This is a genomic window from Streptococcus sp. oral taxon 431, assembly GCF_001553685.1.
Classification (GTDB): Bacteria; Bacillota; Bacilli; order Lactobacillales; family Streptococcaceae; genus Streptococcus.
In genome coordinates this window covers 1,562,419-1,580,228 of sequence record NZ_CP014264.1, presented here as the reverse complement: position 1 = coordinate 1,580,228, position 17,810 = coordinate 1,562,419, and the positions used below count along the sequence as shown (strand labels likewise).

The window sequence follows — 17,810 nt, the reverse complement described above, 5'->3', positions numbered from 1 at the left end:
GAGATAGATATGGCAATGATAGAAGTGGAACATCTTCAGAAAAATTTTGTGAAGACTGTTAAGGAACCGGGCTTGAAGGGAGCCTTGCGCTCCTTTATTCATCCTGAAAAGCAGACCTTTGAAGCGGTCAAGAATTTGACTTTTGAAGTTCCAAAAGGGCAGATTTTAGGATTTATCGGGGCAAATGGTGCTGGGAAGTCGACAACCATCAAAATGCTGACAGGGATTTTAAAACCCACATCTGGCTTTTGTCGGATTAACGGCAAGATTCCGCAGGACAATCGCCAAGATTATGTCAAGGATATTGGAGTCGTTTTCGGACAACGCACCCAGCTATGGTGGGATCTGGCCCTGCAAGAGACCTACACGGTTTTAAAAGAGATTTATGATGTGCCAGACTCGCTCTTCCATAAGCGTATGGACTTTTTGAATGAAGTTTTGGATTTGAAGGAATTTATCAAGGATCCTGTGCGGACTCTTTCACTGGGTCAACGGATGCGGGCGGATATTGCGGCTTCCTTGCTTCACAATCCCAAGGTTCTCTTTTTAGATGAGCCGACCATTGGCTTGGACGTTTCGGTCAAGGATAACATTCGTCGAGCCATTACTCAGATCAATCAAGAGGAAGAAACAACCATTCTCTTGACCACTCACGACTTGAGCGATATTGAGCAACTCTGTGATCGGATTTTTATGATTGATAAGGGGCAAGAGATTTTTGATGGGACGGTTAGCCAGCTCAAGGAAACCTTTGGCAAGATGAAGACTCTCTCCTTCGATCTGACGCCAGGTCAAAGTCATCTAGTCTCCCATTATGAAGGCTTGCCTGATATGATCATTGATAGACAAGGAAATAACCTGACTATTGAATTCAATAGTTCCCGCTACCAATCAGCTGATATTATCAAGCAAACCCTGTCTGATTTTGAAATCCGCGATTTGAAGATGCTGGATACAGATATTGAGGATATTATCCGTCGCTTCTACCGAAAGGAGCTCTAAGATGGTCAAATTGTGGAGACGTTATAAACCCTTTATTAATGCAGGGATTCAGGAGTTGATTAGCTATCGAGTCAACTTTCTACTTTATCGGATTGGCGATGTCATGGGGGCTTTTGTGGCCTTTTATCTCTGGAAGGCTGTCTTTGATTCTTCGCAAGAGTCTTTGATTCAGGGCTTCAGTATGGCAGATATCACCCTCTACATCATTATGAGTTTTGTGACCAATCTTCTGACTAGGTCAGATTCGTCCTTTATGATTGGGGAGGAGGTCAAGGATGGTTCCATCATCATGCGCTTGTTGAGACCAGTGCATTTTGCTGCCTCTTATCTCTTTACTGAGCTTGGTTCCAAGTGGTTGATTTTTATTTCAGTTGGACTGCCATTTTTAAGTGTCATTATTTTGATGAAAATCTTATCTGGTCAAGGTATTGTAGAAGTGCTGGGATTAACTGTCCTTTATCTCTTTAGCTTAACTCTGGCTTATCTGATTAACTTTTTCTTTAATATCTGCTTTGGATTTTCAGCTTTTGTATTTAAAAACTTATGGGGTTCCAATCTACTTAAGACTTCAATAGTGTCCTTTATGTCTGGAAGTTTAATTCCCTTGGCTTTCTTTCCGAAAATCGTTTCAGATATTCTGTCCTTCTTGCCATTTTCATCCTTAATTTACACTCCGGTCATGATTATTGTTGGGAAATACGATGCCAGTCAGATTCTTCAAGCTCTTTTGCTTCAGTTTTTCTGGCTCTTAGTGATGGTGGGCTTGTCTCAGTTGATTTGGAAACGAGTTCAGTCCTTTATCACCATTCAAGGAGGTTAGTATGAAAAAATATCAGCGTATGCATCTGATTTTTATCAGACAATACATCAAGCAAATCATGGAGTACAAGGTAGATTTTGTAGTTGGTGTCCTGGGAGTCTTTCTGACTCAAGGTCTGAACCTCTTGTTTCTCAATGTCATCTTTCAACACATCCCCTCGCTAGAAGGCTGGTCCTTCCAAGAGATTGCTTTTATCTATGGATTTTCCTTGATTCCCAAGGGCTTGGACCATCTCTTTTTTGACAATCTCTGGGCGCTAGGGCAACGCTTGGTGAGAAAGGGAGAGTTTGACAAGTATCTGACTCGTCCCATCAATCCCCTCTTTCATATCCTAGTTGAAACCTTTCAAATTGATGCCTTGGGCGAACTCTTTGTCGGTGGTATTTTACTGGGAATAACCGTAACTAGCATTGCTTGGACTCTCCCAAAATTCCTGCTTTTCCTAGTTTGTATTCCTTTTGCGACCTTGATTTATACTTCCTTGAAAATCGCGACAGCCAGTATCGCTTTTTGGACCAAGCAGTCAGGAGCCATGATTTACATTTTTTATATGTTTAATGACTTTGCCAAGTATCCGATTTCTATATACAATTCACTTCTTCGTTGGTTGATCAGTTTTATCGTGCCTTTTGCCTTTACGGCTTACTACCCTGCCAGCTATTTCTTGCAGGACAAGGATGGACTCTGGAATATTGGTGGTTTGATTCTGATTTCTCTTATCTTCTTTGGAATCTCTCTAAAACTCTGGGATAGGGGCTTAGATGCCTATGAAAGTGCGGGTTCTTAATAGCAAAAATTGGACCAAATCATGAAAGGATTTTATGATGTTTGTAATTGAAGAAGTGAAAGATGCCAATCAAAAAATGGCAGTTGTCGCTGAAGTTTTAAAGGATTTGCCAGAATGGTTTGGAATTCCAGAAAGTACGCAAGCCTATATCGAAGGTGCCAAGGACTTGCAAGTGTGGGCTGCCTATCAGGAGAGTGATTTGGCTGGATTTGTAAGTTTATCATATTCTAGTGAAGATTGTGCAGAGATTGATTGTCTCGGCGTAAAAAAAGCTTATCAAGGTAGAGAAATTGGGAGTCAATTACTTGCTACTTTAGAAAGTGAAGCCAACAAAAATGTTGATTTTTTGCAGGTGAAAACAGTGGCAGAAGGATCTAATAAAGATTATGACCGAACAAATGTCTTTTATCGCAGTCTTGGCTTTAAAAAGTTAGAGATTTTTCCTCAACTATGGAATCCGCAAAATCCTTGTCAGATTTTGATTAAAAAGATGGGTTAAGAATCCCTTGACATCCTTTCTTATAGTGCTATACTATAAGTGGAATCGCCGATTTAGCTCAGTTGGTAGAGCACCGCATTCGTAACGCGAAGGTCACAGGTTCGATCCCTGCAATCGGCATTTTTAGTAATGTAAAGAAACATAGAGAATATTTAATGTGTTTATTTACAGGCAATCATCATAATTTAGTTTTTTAAAATAGGATAGTATTTTTAGTTTTTTTGACCAAAACTTGACCGAATTTTGACCAAAAAGGGAAGATTGAATAAAGTAGATTAGATTGATTTACTCTTTAGTAATATTCAAAAAAGTTTCTATAAAATTTTTTATCTGTATTTGAAGAGTGGTATAATCTATGTGATAGATTACCTTTATACAAATATTATAGATTGGCATCAGAAAGAGTAAAACTCCAATAGCTGATTAGAATTATCAATATATTAAAAAGAGGAGGAGTATCATGAACAAGAAAGAACGGATAAAACATGTTGAGAAGACCCATGGTCGAAAAGGAACTTCATCTAGATTGGCAGAAACCCTTTCTACAATTAATAATATAAAAATGTATATCGGTCTTGCCATAACAGCTCTAGTTATAATCATTGTTGCTAGCATCTTTTTAAATTCACCTAATCTCAAGCAAGAAGCAAATCAAACTTCTTCCTCATCTAAGACTGAAGAGACGACAAAAAGTCAGGGGAAAGAGGATGATAAGGATAAGGTAAAGGAAGAGGAAATTCAAAAGCTAAAGGAGCAATTGGCTAACTTGGATACCAAGATCTCAGAAGCGGAGCAGCATGTTAGTCAATTAAAAAAAGAAGCTTCTGTTCCCAAATTAGATATTGAAGCCCTCAGAAATAATGATTTATCAAGTTTAGAGGGTACTTGGCGGACACAGTCTGGTAATGAATATATCATTAATGATTCAGGGGAAGTCCAATCTTCTTGGATATACAATGATCAAAAGCATGAGTCTATTGTTGAATTGAAAGTATCAAAAAGTCAGAATGATCGCAACCCAGAAACAGTAGCCCTTGGTGCTTGGGCAAAAGGTTCTCAGGCGGGAGGGTTTGTGGTAGTCGTTGTACCAAGTGCTGTTGTCATGGAACCTGGTGGTGATGGTAAAATAACAGACAATTCCAATCACACTGAGGATAGACTCTTTGCAGGACAACAATATGAAGGAATGTTGATGCATCCAGAAAATGTTTACTATCGTGTTAAACCGGATACGAGTCAATTAGAATCTGAAGAGAAAAATTTAACGAAATTGAAAGTTGACCGTGATGCCATCAAATCAGCTTTAGAGTCTAAAGAAAAATGAATGAAAAGAAGCCAGCAATGGCTTCTTTTTTAGAAAAATTCTGACCACATAGTCTATCATGTCTGCCACATAGACAAAAGCTATTGTTTGTGATTTTTATTTCTGTTATAGTTGTAATTGTTAAAGGGAGATAAAACTTCCTAACAAAATAGAAAATGAGGTCGTATCATGAAAAAAGTAGTAGGTATCGGATTTTTAGTCGTTGCAGCAGCAGTCTTGTATTTTGGTTTAGTTGGATGGCCAAGTTTGGATGTTAATATCTGGGCCCTCTTTCCAGTAGGTTTATTCCTATTTTTTACTCTTGAGAATTTGGTGAAAAAAGATTACAAGGCCAGTCTCATGAGCTTGATGATTGCCTTTATCATCGCCAATGCTATTCTTGATATCTTGCCACTTTCAAGCGGTTTGGTTATCGGTGCTGGAGTCTTGGCTTGCGTTGGAATTGGATTTCTTTTTCCTGAAGCCAACAAGTAAGAAAAATAATACAAAAAAATCTCGAGATTTCCTCGAGACTTTTTCTTTATTGACCTGCGTAATATTTTTGAATCCCTTTTACAATACCTGCAACCAATCTGTTTTGGTAGGCATCACTGCGGACTTGTTGATTCTCATTGAAATTGTCAATATATCCCAATTCCAATAGAACGGCTGGTTTATTAGTTTCTCGAAGGACAGCAAAGCTCCTTCGTAGACGACCTGCATCCTTAGCACCAGTTTCAGCTAATAGTGAAGAGTGGATGTCTGCCGCAAGTCGATTACTTTCACTGATACGGTCAGGATGGTTATGCCAGTATTGGTTAATCTTAGAAGGATAACTAGAGTCTGCTTCATAAGAATAAGTCTGAATCCCAGCCGTATTTGAAGCTGGATTTCCAGTAGCATTGAAGTGAATACTAATAAAGATATCTGAATCAGTCTTATTAACCATTCTTGAACGTTCGGTGACATAGTCTACAAAGACATCACTGTCTCTTGAAGAAAGAACTGTATAGCCAAGTCCCTCGAGTTCCTTGCGAAGTTTCTTGTAAACTAGCATAGTGAGGTCTTTTTCATTAGTGTTATAGTAAACGGCACCAGGGTCTTTACCACCATGACCTGGATCTAGGAAGATGATATTGTTGTATTTCCCTTTTTCAAACCCGTGGCTTGTAGAAGCTTCGCCAAGCCATTTTCCATCACTTTGAAATTGCTGGTTTTTTCCATCGATTTTATAGGTCCCTGTAACATAGACTCCATTTTCATCTACATAGTAACGGGCTTTATAGTAGCTGTCATCAATCCATTCGCTCTTAGCCATGTAGCCACCTGACTTGAGGTAGTAGGAGCCAATCCATTGACGCTCTGCATAAGCACCACCAGATTTTAAGTAGAACCAACTATCATAGTTATTATCGAAAATCCATTCTTTTTCAGCCATAGCTCCACTAGCTTTTAGGTAGTAGCTACCTTGCCATTGGTTGCTTGCCATAGTAGCATCTTTGTTAAAGTAGTACCAGGTACCACTAATTTTATCCCACTTATTTTTAATTAGCTTACCAGAAGCAAGGGCATAGTACCATTGTCCATCTTGTTTGACCCAAGAATTTTCAGCCATTGCCCCACTATTAGTAAACAGATAATCATCAAAAATTGTGTTGCTGAGCATGACACCTTCTTGATCAAAATAGTACCAGACCCCACCGATCTTTTCCCATTTTTGTTGGGAAATTTTTCCATAAGCGTTAGCGTAATACCATTTTTCTTGGAGTTTACTCCAACCAGAATCGACCATGGCCCCGCTACTAGTAAGGATATATCCGTCAAAAATAGTATCACTCAGCATGATTCCATTTTTGTTGAAGTAGTACCATTTTCCTTGAATTTTTTTCCAGTTAAGAACAGGGGCATTATTTTCATAGAAGCGCCAGTGGTTTTCCTCTAATACCCAACCTTCTTTTTGGACTTCAGGAGCCTTGTCTTCTTCTTTCTTAGCTGGATTTGTCGTTTGATTGGCATTTGCTTCAGTTGAAGGTTCAGCTTCCTTAGCTGGGAGACTGTTTTTCTCCACTTTGTCAGTAGAGGTTTCACTGTGTGTTGTTTCTACTGGGGTTGACTGTACTTTGTTCTCCTCAGCATAGCTAAGGTTGGTTGTTAGACCAAATACTGAAAGCGTAATGGCGCTTGCCAAGAGCGTTTTTTTCACTTGATTAATCTCCTATTTTTATTTTTTTATAATTTTATCAGAAAAGTGCCTCATATAGAACATTTAGTGACCAAGATTGAGGTGTTGGTGGGCTGTATTGCTATAGTTGACTATTTCATCACGAAAATTTGAACAATCATGATGATATAGATGAGCAGTGTTAGTAAAAATCCAGCTCGCCAAAAGAATTTAATAAATTTTGGATAATAAAAACTACGTTTTTTATTTAAGAAGAAAAAGACTAACACAATTGCTAGTATTGATAAGGCCGTTCCCAATACTGGAAGTTGATTGTGTGTGAACATCTTAGCCGTAATCAAATAGTATTCAAAAATTAGAAAAGGAAAAGCTAAATCAGCAGCATTGATGCCCCTTTTTTTTAACTTAAAGAGTCTGCTTAAAATAATCGCCAGAGCTAAGGTTAGTACCAAAAGCAAGATGGAAGCAAGTTTCATTAAAATCATACCATTATTGTATCATAAAATTTTGAGAATAGAAACGTAAATTCCTTGATTTATCACTGTTTTAGCAAAAAATCATTGATAAGAAACAGATTTTATAATTTCTGCTTGATCAGAATAAATCATGTGTTCGATACAATGATAGTTTGAGTCCTCAATATAAATCTTTTTTATGTTCACTATAGAAAATATATATTAGTCAGAAGTGAAGAATAGTAGTAGAATGAGTAGCAAATAAAACAAAGGAGTTTCTTATGAAATTAGTTACTTTATGGTCAAAACTCTCACTTGGTATCCAATTATTGGTGGCTTTGGTCTTGGGTGTGATTGCTGCGGTCATCTGGCCACAATTTGCAGGCTTTTATCAATTTTTAGGTCAAGCCTTTATTAAATTGATCAATATGGTTATCATTCCTTTAATCTTCCCAACCATCGTTGTTGCAGTAGCTGGAGTTATCGGGAAAAAATCTTTTGGAAAAATCTTAACCAAGAGTTTGGTTTACTTTTTCGCAGTAACAACTGCTATTACTCTTTTGTTTGTATTTGCTAGTTACTATTTAGGGTTTGGTCAAGGAGTGAATATCGGTCAAACTGGTGGTAACCTTGATGGAATTGCCAATAATGTAAAATTTAGCGAATTTTTGCTTGGTTTTATTCCATCAAATATCGTCAAGTCTCTTTCAGAAGGTGCCCTCTTACCAATTATCGTGTTTGCCATCTTTCTTGGTTATGGAATCGGTAATCTTAAATCAGAGAAATCTCAGAAAATTATCCAAGGTTTCCAAATCTGGATTGAAGCCATCTACAAGATTGTTGCAGTAATAATCAAATTATCACCGATTGGAATTTTTGGATTTATCGCCAAAGATGTTGCAACTACTGGCCTTGATAAATTGATTGGACTTGGTCAATTTGTCATTGGAACTTATTTGGTTTATGCTGTTTTGGTTCTCCTTATTTTCCCTTTGATTGCAGTCTTCTTTAAAGTTCCGTATTTGTCAGCCTTTCGTGAAAATTGGAGCCTCTTGGCCCTGGCCTTTGTTACGGGTAGTTCTAGTGTTGTCTTGCCATCACTACTTAAAGATTTGAAAAAACAGGGGCATGACGAGCATACAATTGATTTAGTTGTTCCTTTAGGATATACTTTTAACTTAGAAGGAGCAGCAGTTTATTTCTCAGTAGCGACAATCTTTATCGCCCACGCCTATGGCATTCAATTTTCTTTATCAAGTCTCTTGTTTACTGTTTTACTCTTGACCTTGATTGGAAAAACTGCAGCAACCGTACCATCAGGAGCTATCGTAGTTCTACTAGCTGCAGCACCTCAATTGGGCTTGCCAGTTGAAGGAGTGGCCTTGATTTTTGCAGTTGATTTCTTTGTCAATGCCGGCCGTACCATGATCAATGTTCTGGGTCAAATCTTAACAGTCAGCGTTATCGAAAAAACAGAAGGATATATTTTAGAAGAAGAAAAGGAAAGCCAATTATCAGTCAGCTTTTCTTAAGGAGTTTATAAGTAATGAGTGAAGCAAAAGTTTATGTAATCCATGAGAATCTTGAATGGACCCAGCATTTGGTCAAATGGTTGGAAGAACTAGAAGTCCCTTATGAACTGTGGGATTTGTCTAGTGGGATTTTAGATTTGCAAAGCCCACCGCCGCAAGGTATCTTTTACAATCGTATGTCTGCCTCTTCTCACACAAGAGGACATCGTTATGCGCCAGAATTTACAGAGCAAGTGATTACTTGGTTAGAAGCACACGGACGCAAAGTTGTGAATGGTACCGGTGCTATCAACCTTGAAATTAGTAAAATCAAACAATATTTGAAGTTAAACGAATCTGGTATCGAGACTCCTGCAACAGTTGCAGTTTTGGGTCAAGAAAACATCATTGAAGCAGCAAGAAAACTAAACATTTATCCTTTGATTACCAAGCACAATCGAGCAGGTAAGGGTTTAGGCGTTCAACTCTTCCAAAATGAAGAAGAACTTGAAGCCTATGTCAATAGTCCACTCTTTGAGCCTTCCGTGGACGGGATTACCTTGTTACAAGCCTACATCAAACCAAGTGATGGACGTATCCGTCGTTCAGAGTTTATCAATCAAAAGTTTCTCTACACTGTTTCAATCGACTCTTCAGATGGTTTCCAACTTTGTCCAGCAGATGGTTGTCAAATCGGCAAGAGACCAGAACAACTAGAAACGTCTGAGAAATTCCAGATTACAGAACCTCTACCAGATGACCGAAGAGAAGCTTATGAGAATTTCTTGAAAAATGCTCAGATTGAAGTTGCGGCGATTGAATGGGTTCAATCAGAGAGTGGAGATATTTATGTCTATGATGTAAATACCAACACCAACTACAATCCTACTGCAGAAAAAAATGCCAATATTTTTGCTCACCAACATTTGGCTCAGTATCTAAAAACAGAATTGCAAGCCCTGACTAGTGGACAAGAAAGTAACTAATTCAAAAATCCCCCAGTATCTGATGACTGGGGGATTGATTTGTTTATACTCTTCGAAAATCAAATTCAAACCACGTCAGCTTCGCCTTGCCGTACTCAAGTACAGCCTGCGACTCGCTTCCTAGTTTGCTCTTTGATTTTCATTGAGTATTAATCGATAAAAAATTATTGATTTGCTTTAAAGTCCGGGTCTTTTAGGCTTTGAACACTGGCATTGATCACAGCACCGATAATTAATATCTTGGCAATAATTATAAACCAGAACATCATAACAACGACGACGATTGAACTGAAAAATCTGACGTCAACGAGATAATTGACATAATTGTTGAAATAGGCTGCAAAGATGTTTAATAAAGCAATCGTCGTAACTAGTACAAAGAGACTTCCAGGTATGACGTAGCGAATCTTACTTACTTTAACATTTGGTAGGAAATAATAGAGCATGATTACGATTGCAAAAAGAAAGGCATAAATCAGCGGCCCCGTAAAATCTTGTAGATAAGAAAACAGAGCACTCTCAGATTTCCAGTAGTTTTTAAGCAAGTCCAATAACATATGGCCGAACATACTGAGGAATAAGGCAAGGGCAAAGAGAATTTGAAGGCCAAAGCTAACCAGGAGACTCATCAGCTGGTGTGAGATAATTCCTCTATTTTTTGCAACTCCATAGGCTTTATTAAAGGCCTTCTGAAGAAAATTCATGGATTTGGAGAAAGTCCAAAGAGCTGATAAGATAGCAAAACTTAGTAAACCTGTTGATGGTTGAGTCAGAACTTCTCTGACAATTTTTGCAACAACTTCATAGATTGTATCTGGTAAAAATTCCTTGATTGTTAATAGAAAGTTTGAGATTGGAATTTGAAAATAAGGCAAGATATTGACGGCTATCATAAGTAAGGGGAAGATTGAAATCAACCAATAATAGGCCACAGCTACACTGGTTAATTCAATATCTGAAACACGATAGTAGTGCAAAAAAGCTTTCAATAAAGGCCTATTGGTTAGTTGTTTCCACAACTTTTTCATTGCATAATCCTCCACAATAATAACCTAAATCTTAATTTCTGCGAACTAATTCCATCATATCATAAGGTAGTGTGTTAGCTGCTTCTTTTAGAGAATAGGTTTCTAGGTTGTTTACATTTTGTCGTAATTTTTTGGCATACTGGGCTGAGATGAGTTTTTGTTTTTCGTATTCAAAGATAGACTTACGCTCTAGATAGTAGCCTCTTAACATTTCGTCGATATTATTGGGTTTGATACGATTGATAACCCGTTCCACAAAGGCACCACTGGTAATATGACTGGTTTCACGGAGACGTGATTCCTGCATAAAGCTAATCAAGGAACTCTTATAAATCCCTTTCAGGTTTTCCAAACTTTCGATGATGATTTCAGTGTTGGCTAGGTAGAGTTCAGCAATCTGGTCATAATCAATGGCAAGAAGTCTCTGTTTTTCCTTGTCTTTCCATGAACGGAATGTTTTCCCAAATGTGAGCAATTCATGAAGTAGAAAACGAAGAATGCGTATGGAGACAAGGAAGTAGTAGGTTAGTCGAGAAGCAAAGTTTCGCTTAATATTTTTCTCCATGCTTTTCAAGTAGCGTTGGTAGACACGATAAGCACGATCTCCAATCTTTCCTTCTTCATAGGCTTGTTCCAAGCCATCGCTTTCAACACTGAGAATCAAGAGTTTAAGAGCTTCCCAGTCCTCCTGAATTTCTTTGTTTTCTTGACTAAGAATAAGATTTTCAATACGTCCATGATAATTGTCAATAGCCGCATAGAGTGGAACCTTGTTTTTTGTGTTCTTTAAATCCTTCTCTAATTCCATGGCGACATCGTTTAAGATAGCGATGTGCATGAGCTGATCCTTAGATGGTTCTTTCTCTTCAGAAAGGTGTGGGAGTACTAGTAATCCCGTCAGGAAACTTACCAGGGTTACACCAGCTACGAGGAAGAGAAGAAGAGGGTATTCTTGTTCCAGATTAGACGGTATCAAAAGGATAGTGGCAATGGATACAGTTCCCTTAACACCAGAAAAGGTAAGGAGGAGCATGTCTTTGACATATTTGTCTAAACTTTTATGAAGCTTCTTAATCCGAAATGCGTAAAATCCATAGATCATGACAAAGCGGATAGCAAAAAGCAGGAAGGTCAAGAGAAAAACACTGAGTAAGAGAAGTACTTTATTGTAGAAAGCACTCTTAAGAATTGGTTCCGCGATCATTTCCAGTTCCATCCCAAGAATGACAAAGACTGAACCATTGAGCATAAAGGTTACAGTCTGCCAAACAGTCTCAGTAACTGTATCAACTTGCGCTTCAAGGAGATTTATTTTCTTGAAACGACTGGCTTTCAGAATCCCAGCAACAACAACGGCGATGATGCCTGAAACATGAATTTCTTCGGCTATGAAAAAAGTCAAGAGAGGTAAACTAAGTTCCAATAAGAGCTCACTTGCGATATCTGTTGCTCGGACACTGAGTAGAAAAGTATGGAGGAAGCGATTGATTAGGGCTGTTATAAAGCCGACTGCAAATCCTCCAACGATGGAAATGGCTAATGAAGTTCCGGCTTGGGTAAGGGAGAATGTTCCTGTTGTCCAAGCGATGAGAGCCATTCGAAAGGCTACTAGTCCAGAAGCATCATTCAGAAGACCTTCCCCTTTTAGGATATTAGAAACCCGCTTTGGGAATGAAAAGCGTTGAGAAAGGGATGCGAAGGCTACTAGGTCTGTAGGCCCTAAAGCGGCACCAACTGCTACGCAGGCGGCTAATGGAAGGCTAGCCCAAAGGACATGAGCGACTCCCCCCATGCTCAGAGCTGAGATAAAGATAACTGGAAAAATCAAGTAGAGGACAATCCGCCAGTGTTTTAGGATAGAAGTAATGTCTGCTTCTTGAGCCTCTCGAAAGAGAAGCGGGCCAATGACTAAAGCTAGGAATAACTCAGTATCTAAATGATATTGGTTGTTGGGTAAACAAAGTCCAATTCCAATCCCTAACAAAATTTGAATCAGAGGCATGGGTAAAAAGGGCAGAAGCTTATTGGTCGTACTAGAAACAATAAGAACTAGTAAAAACACCAAGAGATAAAAAAGTAAATTCATTTTCCACCTCCCTATTTTTGTTTACGACAATTTTCAAAAAGTTCCTTTTGTTCTTGGATTTTTTGATCAATCTTCGAGCAATCCTTGTGCTCAATTTTCTTTTGACAGCGCTCCATTTCAAGTGTTATCATTTTTTTCTTGATTTTTAACATCTTCTTGCTCATATGAGCTTCATCTAACATACCAACTGCTCGTTCATGTTGGGTTGATTCAACGAATTTTTGGCGAAGACCTTCTATTTTATCTCGTAGGTATTGTTTATCCATGGCGATACCTTTCTAATTTTTCAATCATGACTAAAAACGGTGGATTGTTGATTTGGTTGAGAGTGCGATAGATCGTAGCAGTATATTCTTGTTGTGGTAAGTGACTGACAAAATCCATGACTGCATCCCGTTCTATATCTCCGCCTTCATGCCCGTAATAAATCATGATGGCTATTCGTCCACCTTTAACGAGCATCTGACAGAGTTTGTCTAGTGCCTCAAGGGTTGTATGGGGTTGAGTGATAATGCTTTTATCAGCAGAAGGAAGATAACCTAGATTAAAGATAGCTGCCTTGACTTCGCCTACAAATTGGTCCACAGTCTCATGGCCTTGTAGGATTAATTCTGCATTGGCCAAACCAGCTTCTTGTAGGCGTTGACTAGTTTTTTCCAGAGCTTGTTCCTGTATATCGAAAGCATAGACTTGTTTAGCTAACTGAGCTAGAAAAAGGGTATCATGGCCATTTCCCATGGTCGCATCAACGACAATATCCTCTTGGGTGATGACTTGGGCAAGAAAATCATGCGCCATTTCAAGTGGTCTTTTCATTCATAAACTCCTGTTTTACAGCCTTGCATCCTTGGACGCTACCGCGTCGTCTCATTTCAGCCTCAATGCTATTTAGAACTTCCCATTTATTGAGACTCCACATAGGACCAATCAACATATCCCTAGGCGCATCACCCGTAATCCGATGGATAACGATATGCTTGGGAATAATTTCTAGTTGATCACAGATGACCTTGACATATTCATCCTGACTCATGAGTTGCAAACGACCTTCATGATAATCCCTTTGCATTCGAGTGTTGGTCATGAGGTGAAGTAGGTGAAGTTTAATCCCTTGGATATCATTGTCCCTTACACAACGCTGAACGTTTTCCACCATCATGTCATGAGTTTCACCGGGCAAACCATTGATCAAATGGGCAACAATCTCGATCTTCGGATACTTCCGAAGTCGTTTGACTGTATCTACGTAGAGTTCATAGGAGTGGGCGCGGTTAATCAATTCTGAAGTTTCTTCATAAGTAGTTTGTAAGCCTAACTCTACGGTGACATGCATGCGTTCCGACAATTCGGCCAAATATTGGATAGTCTCGTCGGGTAAACAGTCTGGGCGTGTTCCGATGTTGATACCGACAACCCCAGGTTCGTTGATAGCTTGTTCATAGCGTTCGCGAATCACTTCCAATTTTTCATGGGTATTGGTAAAGTTTTGAAAATAAACCAGATATTTTTTGACATCTGGCCACTTACGATGCATAAAGTCAATTTCCTTATAAAATTGTTCGCGAATAGGGGCATCAGGAGCAACGATTGCGTCTCCAGAACCAGAAACCGTACAAAAAGTACAGCCCCCATGTGCTACAGTTCCATCACGGTTTGGACAGTCAAAGCCAGCATCAATAGGAACTTTAAAAGTTTTTTCTCCGAATAAATTTCGATAATAATCATTCAAGGTATTATAGGATTTCATAGCTAATATTATAACAAAAAATGGCAGTAAACTCAAAAATGGTCAGTAAGAGATAGCCTACCAGAAAGTGAAGCGAAAGAAAAAGTCAAATTTTTTTTATAAAAGCCTTTACAAAAAAATAAAAAGTGGTAAAATTAAAACATAAACATGCGCAAACGTTTTCGTAAAACGTTTGCCGAATAAATATAAAGGAGATTTGAATGATGAAAGATACATTCAAAAATGTCTTGTCTTTCGAGTTTTGGCAGAAATTCGGTAAGGCTCTAATGGTGGTTATCGCTGTTATGCCAGCGGCTGGATTGATGATTTCAATCGGTAAGTCACTTGCAATGATTGACCCAAACCTTGCTCCCCTAGTTATTACTGGTGGCGTACTAGAGCAAATTGGTTGGGGTGTTATCGGTAACCTTCATATTTTGTTTGCCCTTGCTATTGGAGGAAGCTGGGCTAAGGAACGTGCTGGTGGTGCTTTTGCGGCAGGTCTTGCATTTATCCTTATTAACCGTATCACTGGTACAATCTTCGGTGTATCAGGGGATATGTTGAAGGATCCTAACGCTATGGTTTCAACAATCTTTGGTGGATCTATCAAGGTTTCTGATTACTTCATTAGCGTACTTGAGGCACCAGCGCTTAACATGGGGGTATTTGTAGGGATTATCTCAGGTTTTGTTGGAGCGACTGCTTTTAACAAATACTACAACTTCCGTAAACTTCCTGATGCACTTTCATTCTTTAACGGGAAACGTTTTGTACCATTTGTAGTTATTCTTCGCTCAGCAATCGCTGCAATTCTTCTTTCAGCTTTCTGGCCACTGATTCAGACAGGTATCAACAACTTCGGTATCTGGATTGCCAATTCACAAGAAACAGCACCAGTACTTGCACCATTCTTATATGGTACTTTGGAACGCTTGCTCTTGCCATTTGGTCTTCACCACATGTTGACTATCCCAATGAACTATACAGCTCTTGGTGGTACTTACGATATTTTAACTGGTGCAGCAAAAGGCACTCAAGTATTTGGACAAGATCCACTTTGGCTTGCATGGGTAACAGACCTTGTAAACCTTAAAGGTACTGATGCTAGTCAATACCAAACATTGCTAGATACAGTTCATCCAGCTCGTTTCAAAGTTGGACAAATGATTGGTTCATTCGGTATTTTGATGGGTGTGGCTGCTGCTATTTACCGTAATGTTGAAGCAGACAAGAAACACCAATACAAAGGTATGATGATTGCGACAGCTCTTGCAACTTTCTTGACAGGTGTTACTGAGCCAATTGAATATATGTTCATGTTCGTTGCAACACCTCTTTACCTTGTCTACGCTGTTGTTCAAGGTGCTGCCTTTGCTATGGCTGATATTGTTCACCTTCGTGTGCACTCATTCGGTTCAATTGAATTCTTGACTCGTACTCCACTAGCTATCAATGCTGGTCTTGGTATGGATATCATTAACTTTATCTGGGTAACAGCACTATTTGCAGTTATCATGTACTTTATCGCCAACTTCATGATTCAAAAATTCAACTATGCTACTCCAGGACGTAACGGAAACTACGAAACTGCTGAAGGTTCATCAGAATCTGCTGCTTCTGGTGAGTCAAAAGTTGCAGAAGCTTCTCAAGCTGTTAACATCATTAACCTTCTTGGTGGACGTGCTAACATCGTTGATGTGGACGCATGTATGACTCGCCTTCGTGTTACTGTAAAAGACGCTGAAAAAGTTGGAACAGAGGAACAATGGAAAGCTGAAGGAGCTATGGGACTTGTCATGAAAGGACAAGGTGTCCAAGCTATCTACGGACCTAAAGCTGACGTTTTGAAATCAGATATTCAAGACCTTCTTGACTCAGGTGAAGTGATTCCTGAAACTCTTCCAAGTCAAAAGGCAGCAGCTCAACAAGATGCTGTTGTATACAAAGGTGTGACTGAAGAAGTATACTCAGTTGCTGACGGTCAAGTGATTGAATTGGACCAAGTGAAGGATCCTGTATTCGCACAAAAAATGATGGGTGATGGATTTGCAGTGGAACCAGCAAACGGAAACATTGTATCTCCAGTATCAGGTACTGTGTCAAGCATCTTCCCAACTAAACACGCTCTTGGTCTTGTAACTGAAGCAGGCCTTGAAGTACTTGTTCACATTGGTTTGGACACAGTAAGTCTTGAAGGAAAACCATTTACAGTTCGTGTTACTGAAGGACAACAGGTTGCTGCTGGTGATCTTCTTGTCACAGCTGACTTGGGTGCAATCCGTGAAGCTGGTCGTGAAACTACAACTGTGGTTGTCTTCACAAATGGTGACGCGATCAAATCAGTTAAATTAGAACAAACAGGTTCTCTTGCAGCTAAAACAGCAGTTGCAAAAGTAGAATTGTAATATTTAGGAGGTTGGAAGCTGTTTCCAACCTCTTGTTTATAGGAGAAAAGCATGAAGTTTTTAACACTCAATACCCATAGTTGGATGGAAAAAGATCCTGAACAAAAGTTTCAACTTTTACTTCAAGATATACTTGAAAACAGTTATGATTTGATTTGTTTTCAGGAAATTAACCAGGAAATTACTTCAGCGCAAGTAGAAGCTGGTGCACTTTATCAGCCATTACCATCTGCTGAGCCGATTCATCAAGACCACTATGTGCGACTTTTGGTAGAGAAGTTGGCTGAGCAAGGTCAAAACTATTATTGGACTTGGGCCTATAACCATATCGGTTATGATCGTTACCATGAAGGTGTTGCAATCCTATCTAAAACACCAATTGAAGCGCGTGAAATTTTGGTTTCAGATGTAGATGATCCGACAGATTACCACACTCGTCGAGTTGCTCTAGCAGAGACAGTAGTTGAAGGTAAAGAACTTGCAGTTGCGAGTGTCCATCTCTCTTGGTGGGATAAAGGCTTCCAAGAGGAATGGGCGCGCTTTGAAGCAGTTCTGAAAGAATTGCACAAGCCACTCTTGCTAGCAGGTGATTTTAATAATCCTGCAGGTCAAGAGGGCTACCAAGCTATTTTAGCTAGTCCACTAAACTTACAAGATGCATTTGAAGTTGCAAAAGAAAGAAGTGGTAGTTACACTGTTCCGCCTGAAATTGATGGTTGGAAGGGAAATAGCGAACCTCTTCGAATCGATTATATCTTTACAACAGAGGATGTGCAGGTAGAAAAACTTCACGTGGTCTTTGATGGTAAAAACAGTCCACAAGTTAGTGATCATTACGGTCTGCAAGCAATACTATCTTGGAAAGACTAAATAAGCTATTTTAGTAAAAATAATCAAGCCCCCTTCTACAAACAGAAGGGGGAATTTAATTTAAAGAGTTAATATAGTTAAAGTTTTTTATTGAATAACTTGTAAAAAAAGATAAAATCCTTTAAAATAAAAAGTGTTGGAGGAATT

General features: G+C 39.0%; 17 protein-coding genes and 1 tRNA gene. 11 read left to right on the top strand and 7 right to left on the bottom strand.

Annotation, left to right across the window (positions count from 1 at the left end):
• The first annotated feature begins 9 nt into the window (after window positions 1-9).
• The 7 genes from AXE83_RS07435 to AXE83_RS07405 all read left to right on the top strand — a co-directional run bounded on the left by AXE83_RS07435 (window position 10) and on the right by AXE83_RS07405 (window position 4,906).
• The gene (locus AXE83_RS07435; RefSeq protein ID WP_060955983.1) at window positions 10-1,002 is read left to right on the top strand and encodes an ABC transporter ATP-binding protein; all 993 of its coding nucleotides are present in this window, start codon (window positions 10-12) and stop codon (window positions 1,000-1,002) included.
• Window position 1,003: 1 nt separating this feature from the next.
• Entirely contained in the window at window positions 1,004-1,822 is an 819-nt protein-coding gene (locus AXE83_RS07430; protein WP_060955982.1) for an ABC transporter permease, read from the top strand.
• A 1-nt stretch (window position 1,823) separates the two neighbouring features.
• Entirely contained in the window at window positions 1,824-2,609 is a 786-nt protein-coding gene (locus AXE83_RS07425) for an ABC transporter permease (protein ID WP_060955981.1), read from the top strand.
• Window positions 2,610-2,646: 37 nt separating this feature from the next.
• Window positions 2,647-3,108 (top strand): GNAT family N-acetyltransferase, encoded by a 462-nt coding sequence (locus tag AXE83_RS07420; RefSeq protein ID WP_060955980.1) that lies wholly within the window; start codon window positions 2,647-2,649, stop codon window positions 3,106-3,108.
• A gap of 47 nt (window positions 3,109-3,155) precedes the next feature.
• Window positions 3,156-3,228: transfer RNA gene (locus tag AXE83_RS07415), tRNA-Thr, on the top strand.
• 340 nt (window positions 3,229-3,568) lie between these two features.
• Window positions 3,569-4,432, top strand: a complete 864-nt coding sequence (locus tag AXE83_RS07410) for a DUF6287 domain-containing protein (protein ID WP_060955979.1) — start codon at window positions 3,569-3,571, stop codon at window positions 4,430-4,432.
• 168 nt (window positions 4,433-4,600) lie between these two features.
• Window positions 4,601-4,906: a hypothetical protein gene (locus tag AXE83_RS07405; RefSeq protein WP_060955978.1), complete on the top strand. Its 306-nt coding sequence runs from the start codon at window positions 4,601-4,603 to the stop codon at window positions 4,904-4,906.
• 46 nt (window positions 4,907-4,952) lie between these two features.
• On the opposite strand, the gene AXE83_RS07400 is transcribed toward AXE83_RS07405, so the two are convergent.
• Together AXE83_RS07400 and AXE83_RS07395 are read right to left on the bottom strand one after the other, a co-directional pair.
• Window positions 4,953-6,614: an N-acetylmuramoyl-L-alanine amidase gene (locus AXE83_RS07400; RefSeq protein ID WP_060955977.1), complete on the bottom strand. Its 1,662-nt coding sequence runs from the start codon at window positions 6,612-6,614 to the stop codon at window positions 4,953-4,955.
• A 110-nt stretch (window positions 6,615-6,724) separates the two neighbouring features.
• Complete coding sequence (locus AXE83_RS07395) at window positions 6,725-7,078, bottom strand: DUF3397 domain-containing protein (protein ID WP_060955976.1); 354 nt, start codon at window positions 7,076-7,078, stop codon at window positions 6,725-6,727.
• Between the two features lie 251 nt (window positions 7,079-7,329).
• Between AXE83_RS07395 and AXE83_RS07390 the strand changes: the two genes are divergently transcribed.
• Window positions 7,330-8,580, top strand: a complete 1,251-nt coding sequence (locus tag AXE83_RS07390; RefSeq protein WP_060955975.1) for a dicarboxylate/amino acid:cation symporter — start codon at window positions 7,330-7,332, stop codon at window positions 8,578-8,580.
• A gap of 14 nt (window positions 8,581-8,594) precedes the next feature.
• Window positions 8,595-9,545, top strand: a complete 951-nt coding sequence (locus tag AXE83_RS07385; RefSeq protein ID WP_060955974.1) for an ATP-grasp domain-containing protein — start codon at window positions 8,595-8,597, stop codon at window positions 9,543-9,545.
• A 164-nt stretch (window positions 9,546-9,709) separates the two neighbouring features.
• Here AXE83_RS07385 and AXE83_RS07380 read toward each other — a convergent pair whose 3' ends face one another.
• From AXE83_RS07380 to AXE83_RS07360, 5 genes are read right to left on the bottom strand one after another with little or no spacing between them, the layout of a single operon-like run.
• Window positions 9,710-10,573, bottom strand: a complete 864-nt coding sequence (locus tag AXE83_RS07380) for a YihY/virulence factor BrkB family protein (RefSeq protein WP_060955973.1) — start codon at window positions 10,571-10,573, stop codon at window positions 9,710-9,712.
• Window positions 10,574-10,604: 31 nt separating this feature from the next.
• Window positions 10,605-12,659, bottom strand: a complete 2,055-nt coding sequence (locus AXE83_RS07375) for a cation:proton antiporter (RefSeq protein ID WP_060955972.1) — start codon at window positions 12,657-12,659, stop codon at window positions 10,605-10,607.
• 11 nt (window positions 12,660-12,670) lie between these two features.
• Window positions 12,671-12,925 (bottom strand): hypothetical protein, encoded by a 255-nt coding sequence (locus AXE83_RS07370; protein ID WP_060955971.1) that lies wholly within the window; start codon window positions 12,923-12,925, stop codon window positions 12,671-12,673.
• The gene (locus AXE83_RS07365) at window positions 12,918-13,475 is read right to left on the bottom strand and encodes a tRNA (mnm(5)s(2)U34)-methyltransferase (RefSeq protein ID WP_060955970.1); all 558 of its coding nucleotides are present in this window, start codon (window positions 13,473-13,475) and stop codon (window positions 12,918-12,920) included. The genes AXE83_RS07370 and AXE83_RS07365 overlap by 8 nt, the downstream gene beginning before the upstream one ends.
• Window positions 13,459-14,406 (bottom strand): TIGR01212 family radical SAM protein, encoded by a 948-nt coding sequence (locus tag AXE83_RS07360; protein WP_060955969.1) that lies wholly within the window; start codon window positions 14,404-14,406, stop codon window positions 13,459-13,461. The genes AXE83_RS07365 and AXE83_RS07360 overlap by 17 nt, the downstream gene beginning before the upstream one ends.
• 200 nt (window positions 14,407-14,606) lie before the next feature.
• Between AXE83_RS07360 and AXE83_RS07355 the strand changes: the two genes are divergently transcribed.
• Together AXE83_RS07355 and AXE83_RS07350 are read left to right on the top strand one after the other, a co-directional pair.
• On the top strand, window positions 14,607-16,793 hold the full coding sequence (locus AXE83_RS07355; RefSeq protein WP_150114538.1) for a PTS transporter subunit IIBC: 2,187 nt from the start codon (window positions 14,607-14,609) through the stop codon (window positions 16,791-16,793).
• A gap of 51 nt (window positions 16,794-16,844) precedes the next feature.
• Complete coding sequence (locus tag AXE83_RS07350; RefSeq protein ID WP_060955968.1) at window positions 16,845-17,663, top strand: endonuclease/exonuclease/phosphatase family protein; 819 nt, start codon at window positions 16,845-16,847, stop codon at window positions 17,661-17,663.
• Window positions 17,664-17,810 lie beyond the last annotated feature (147 nt).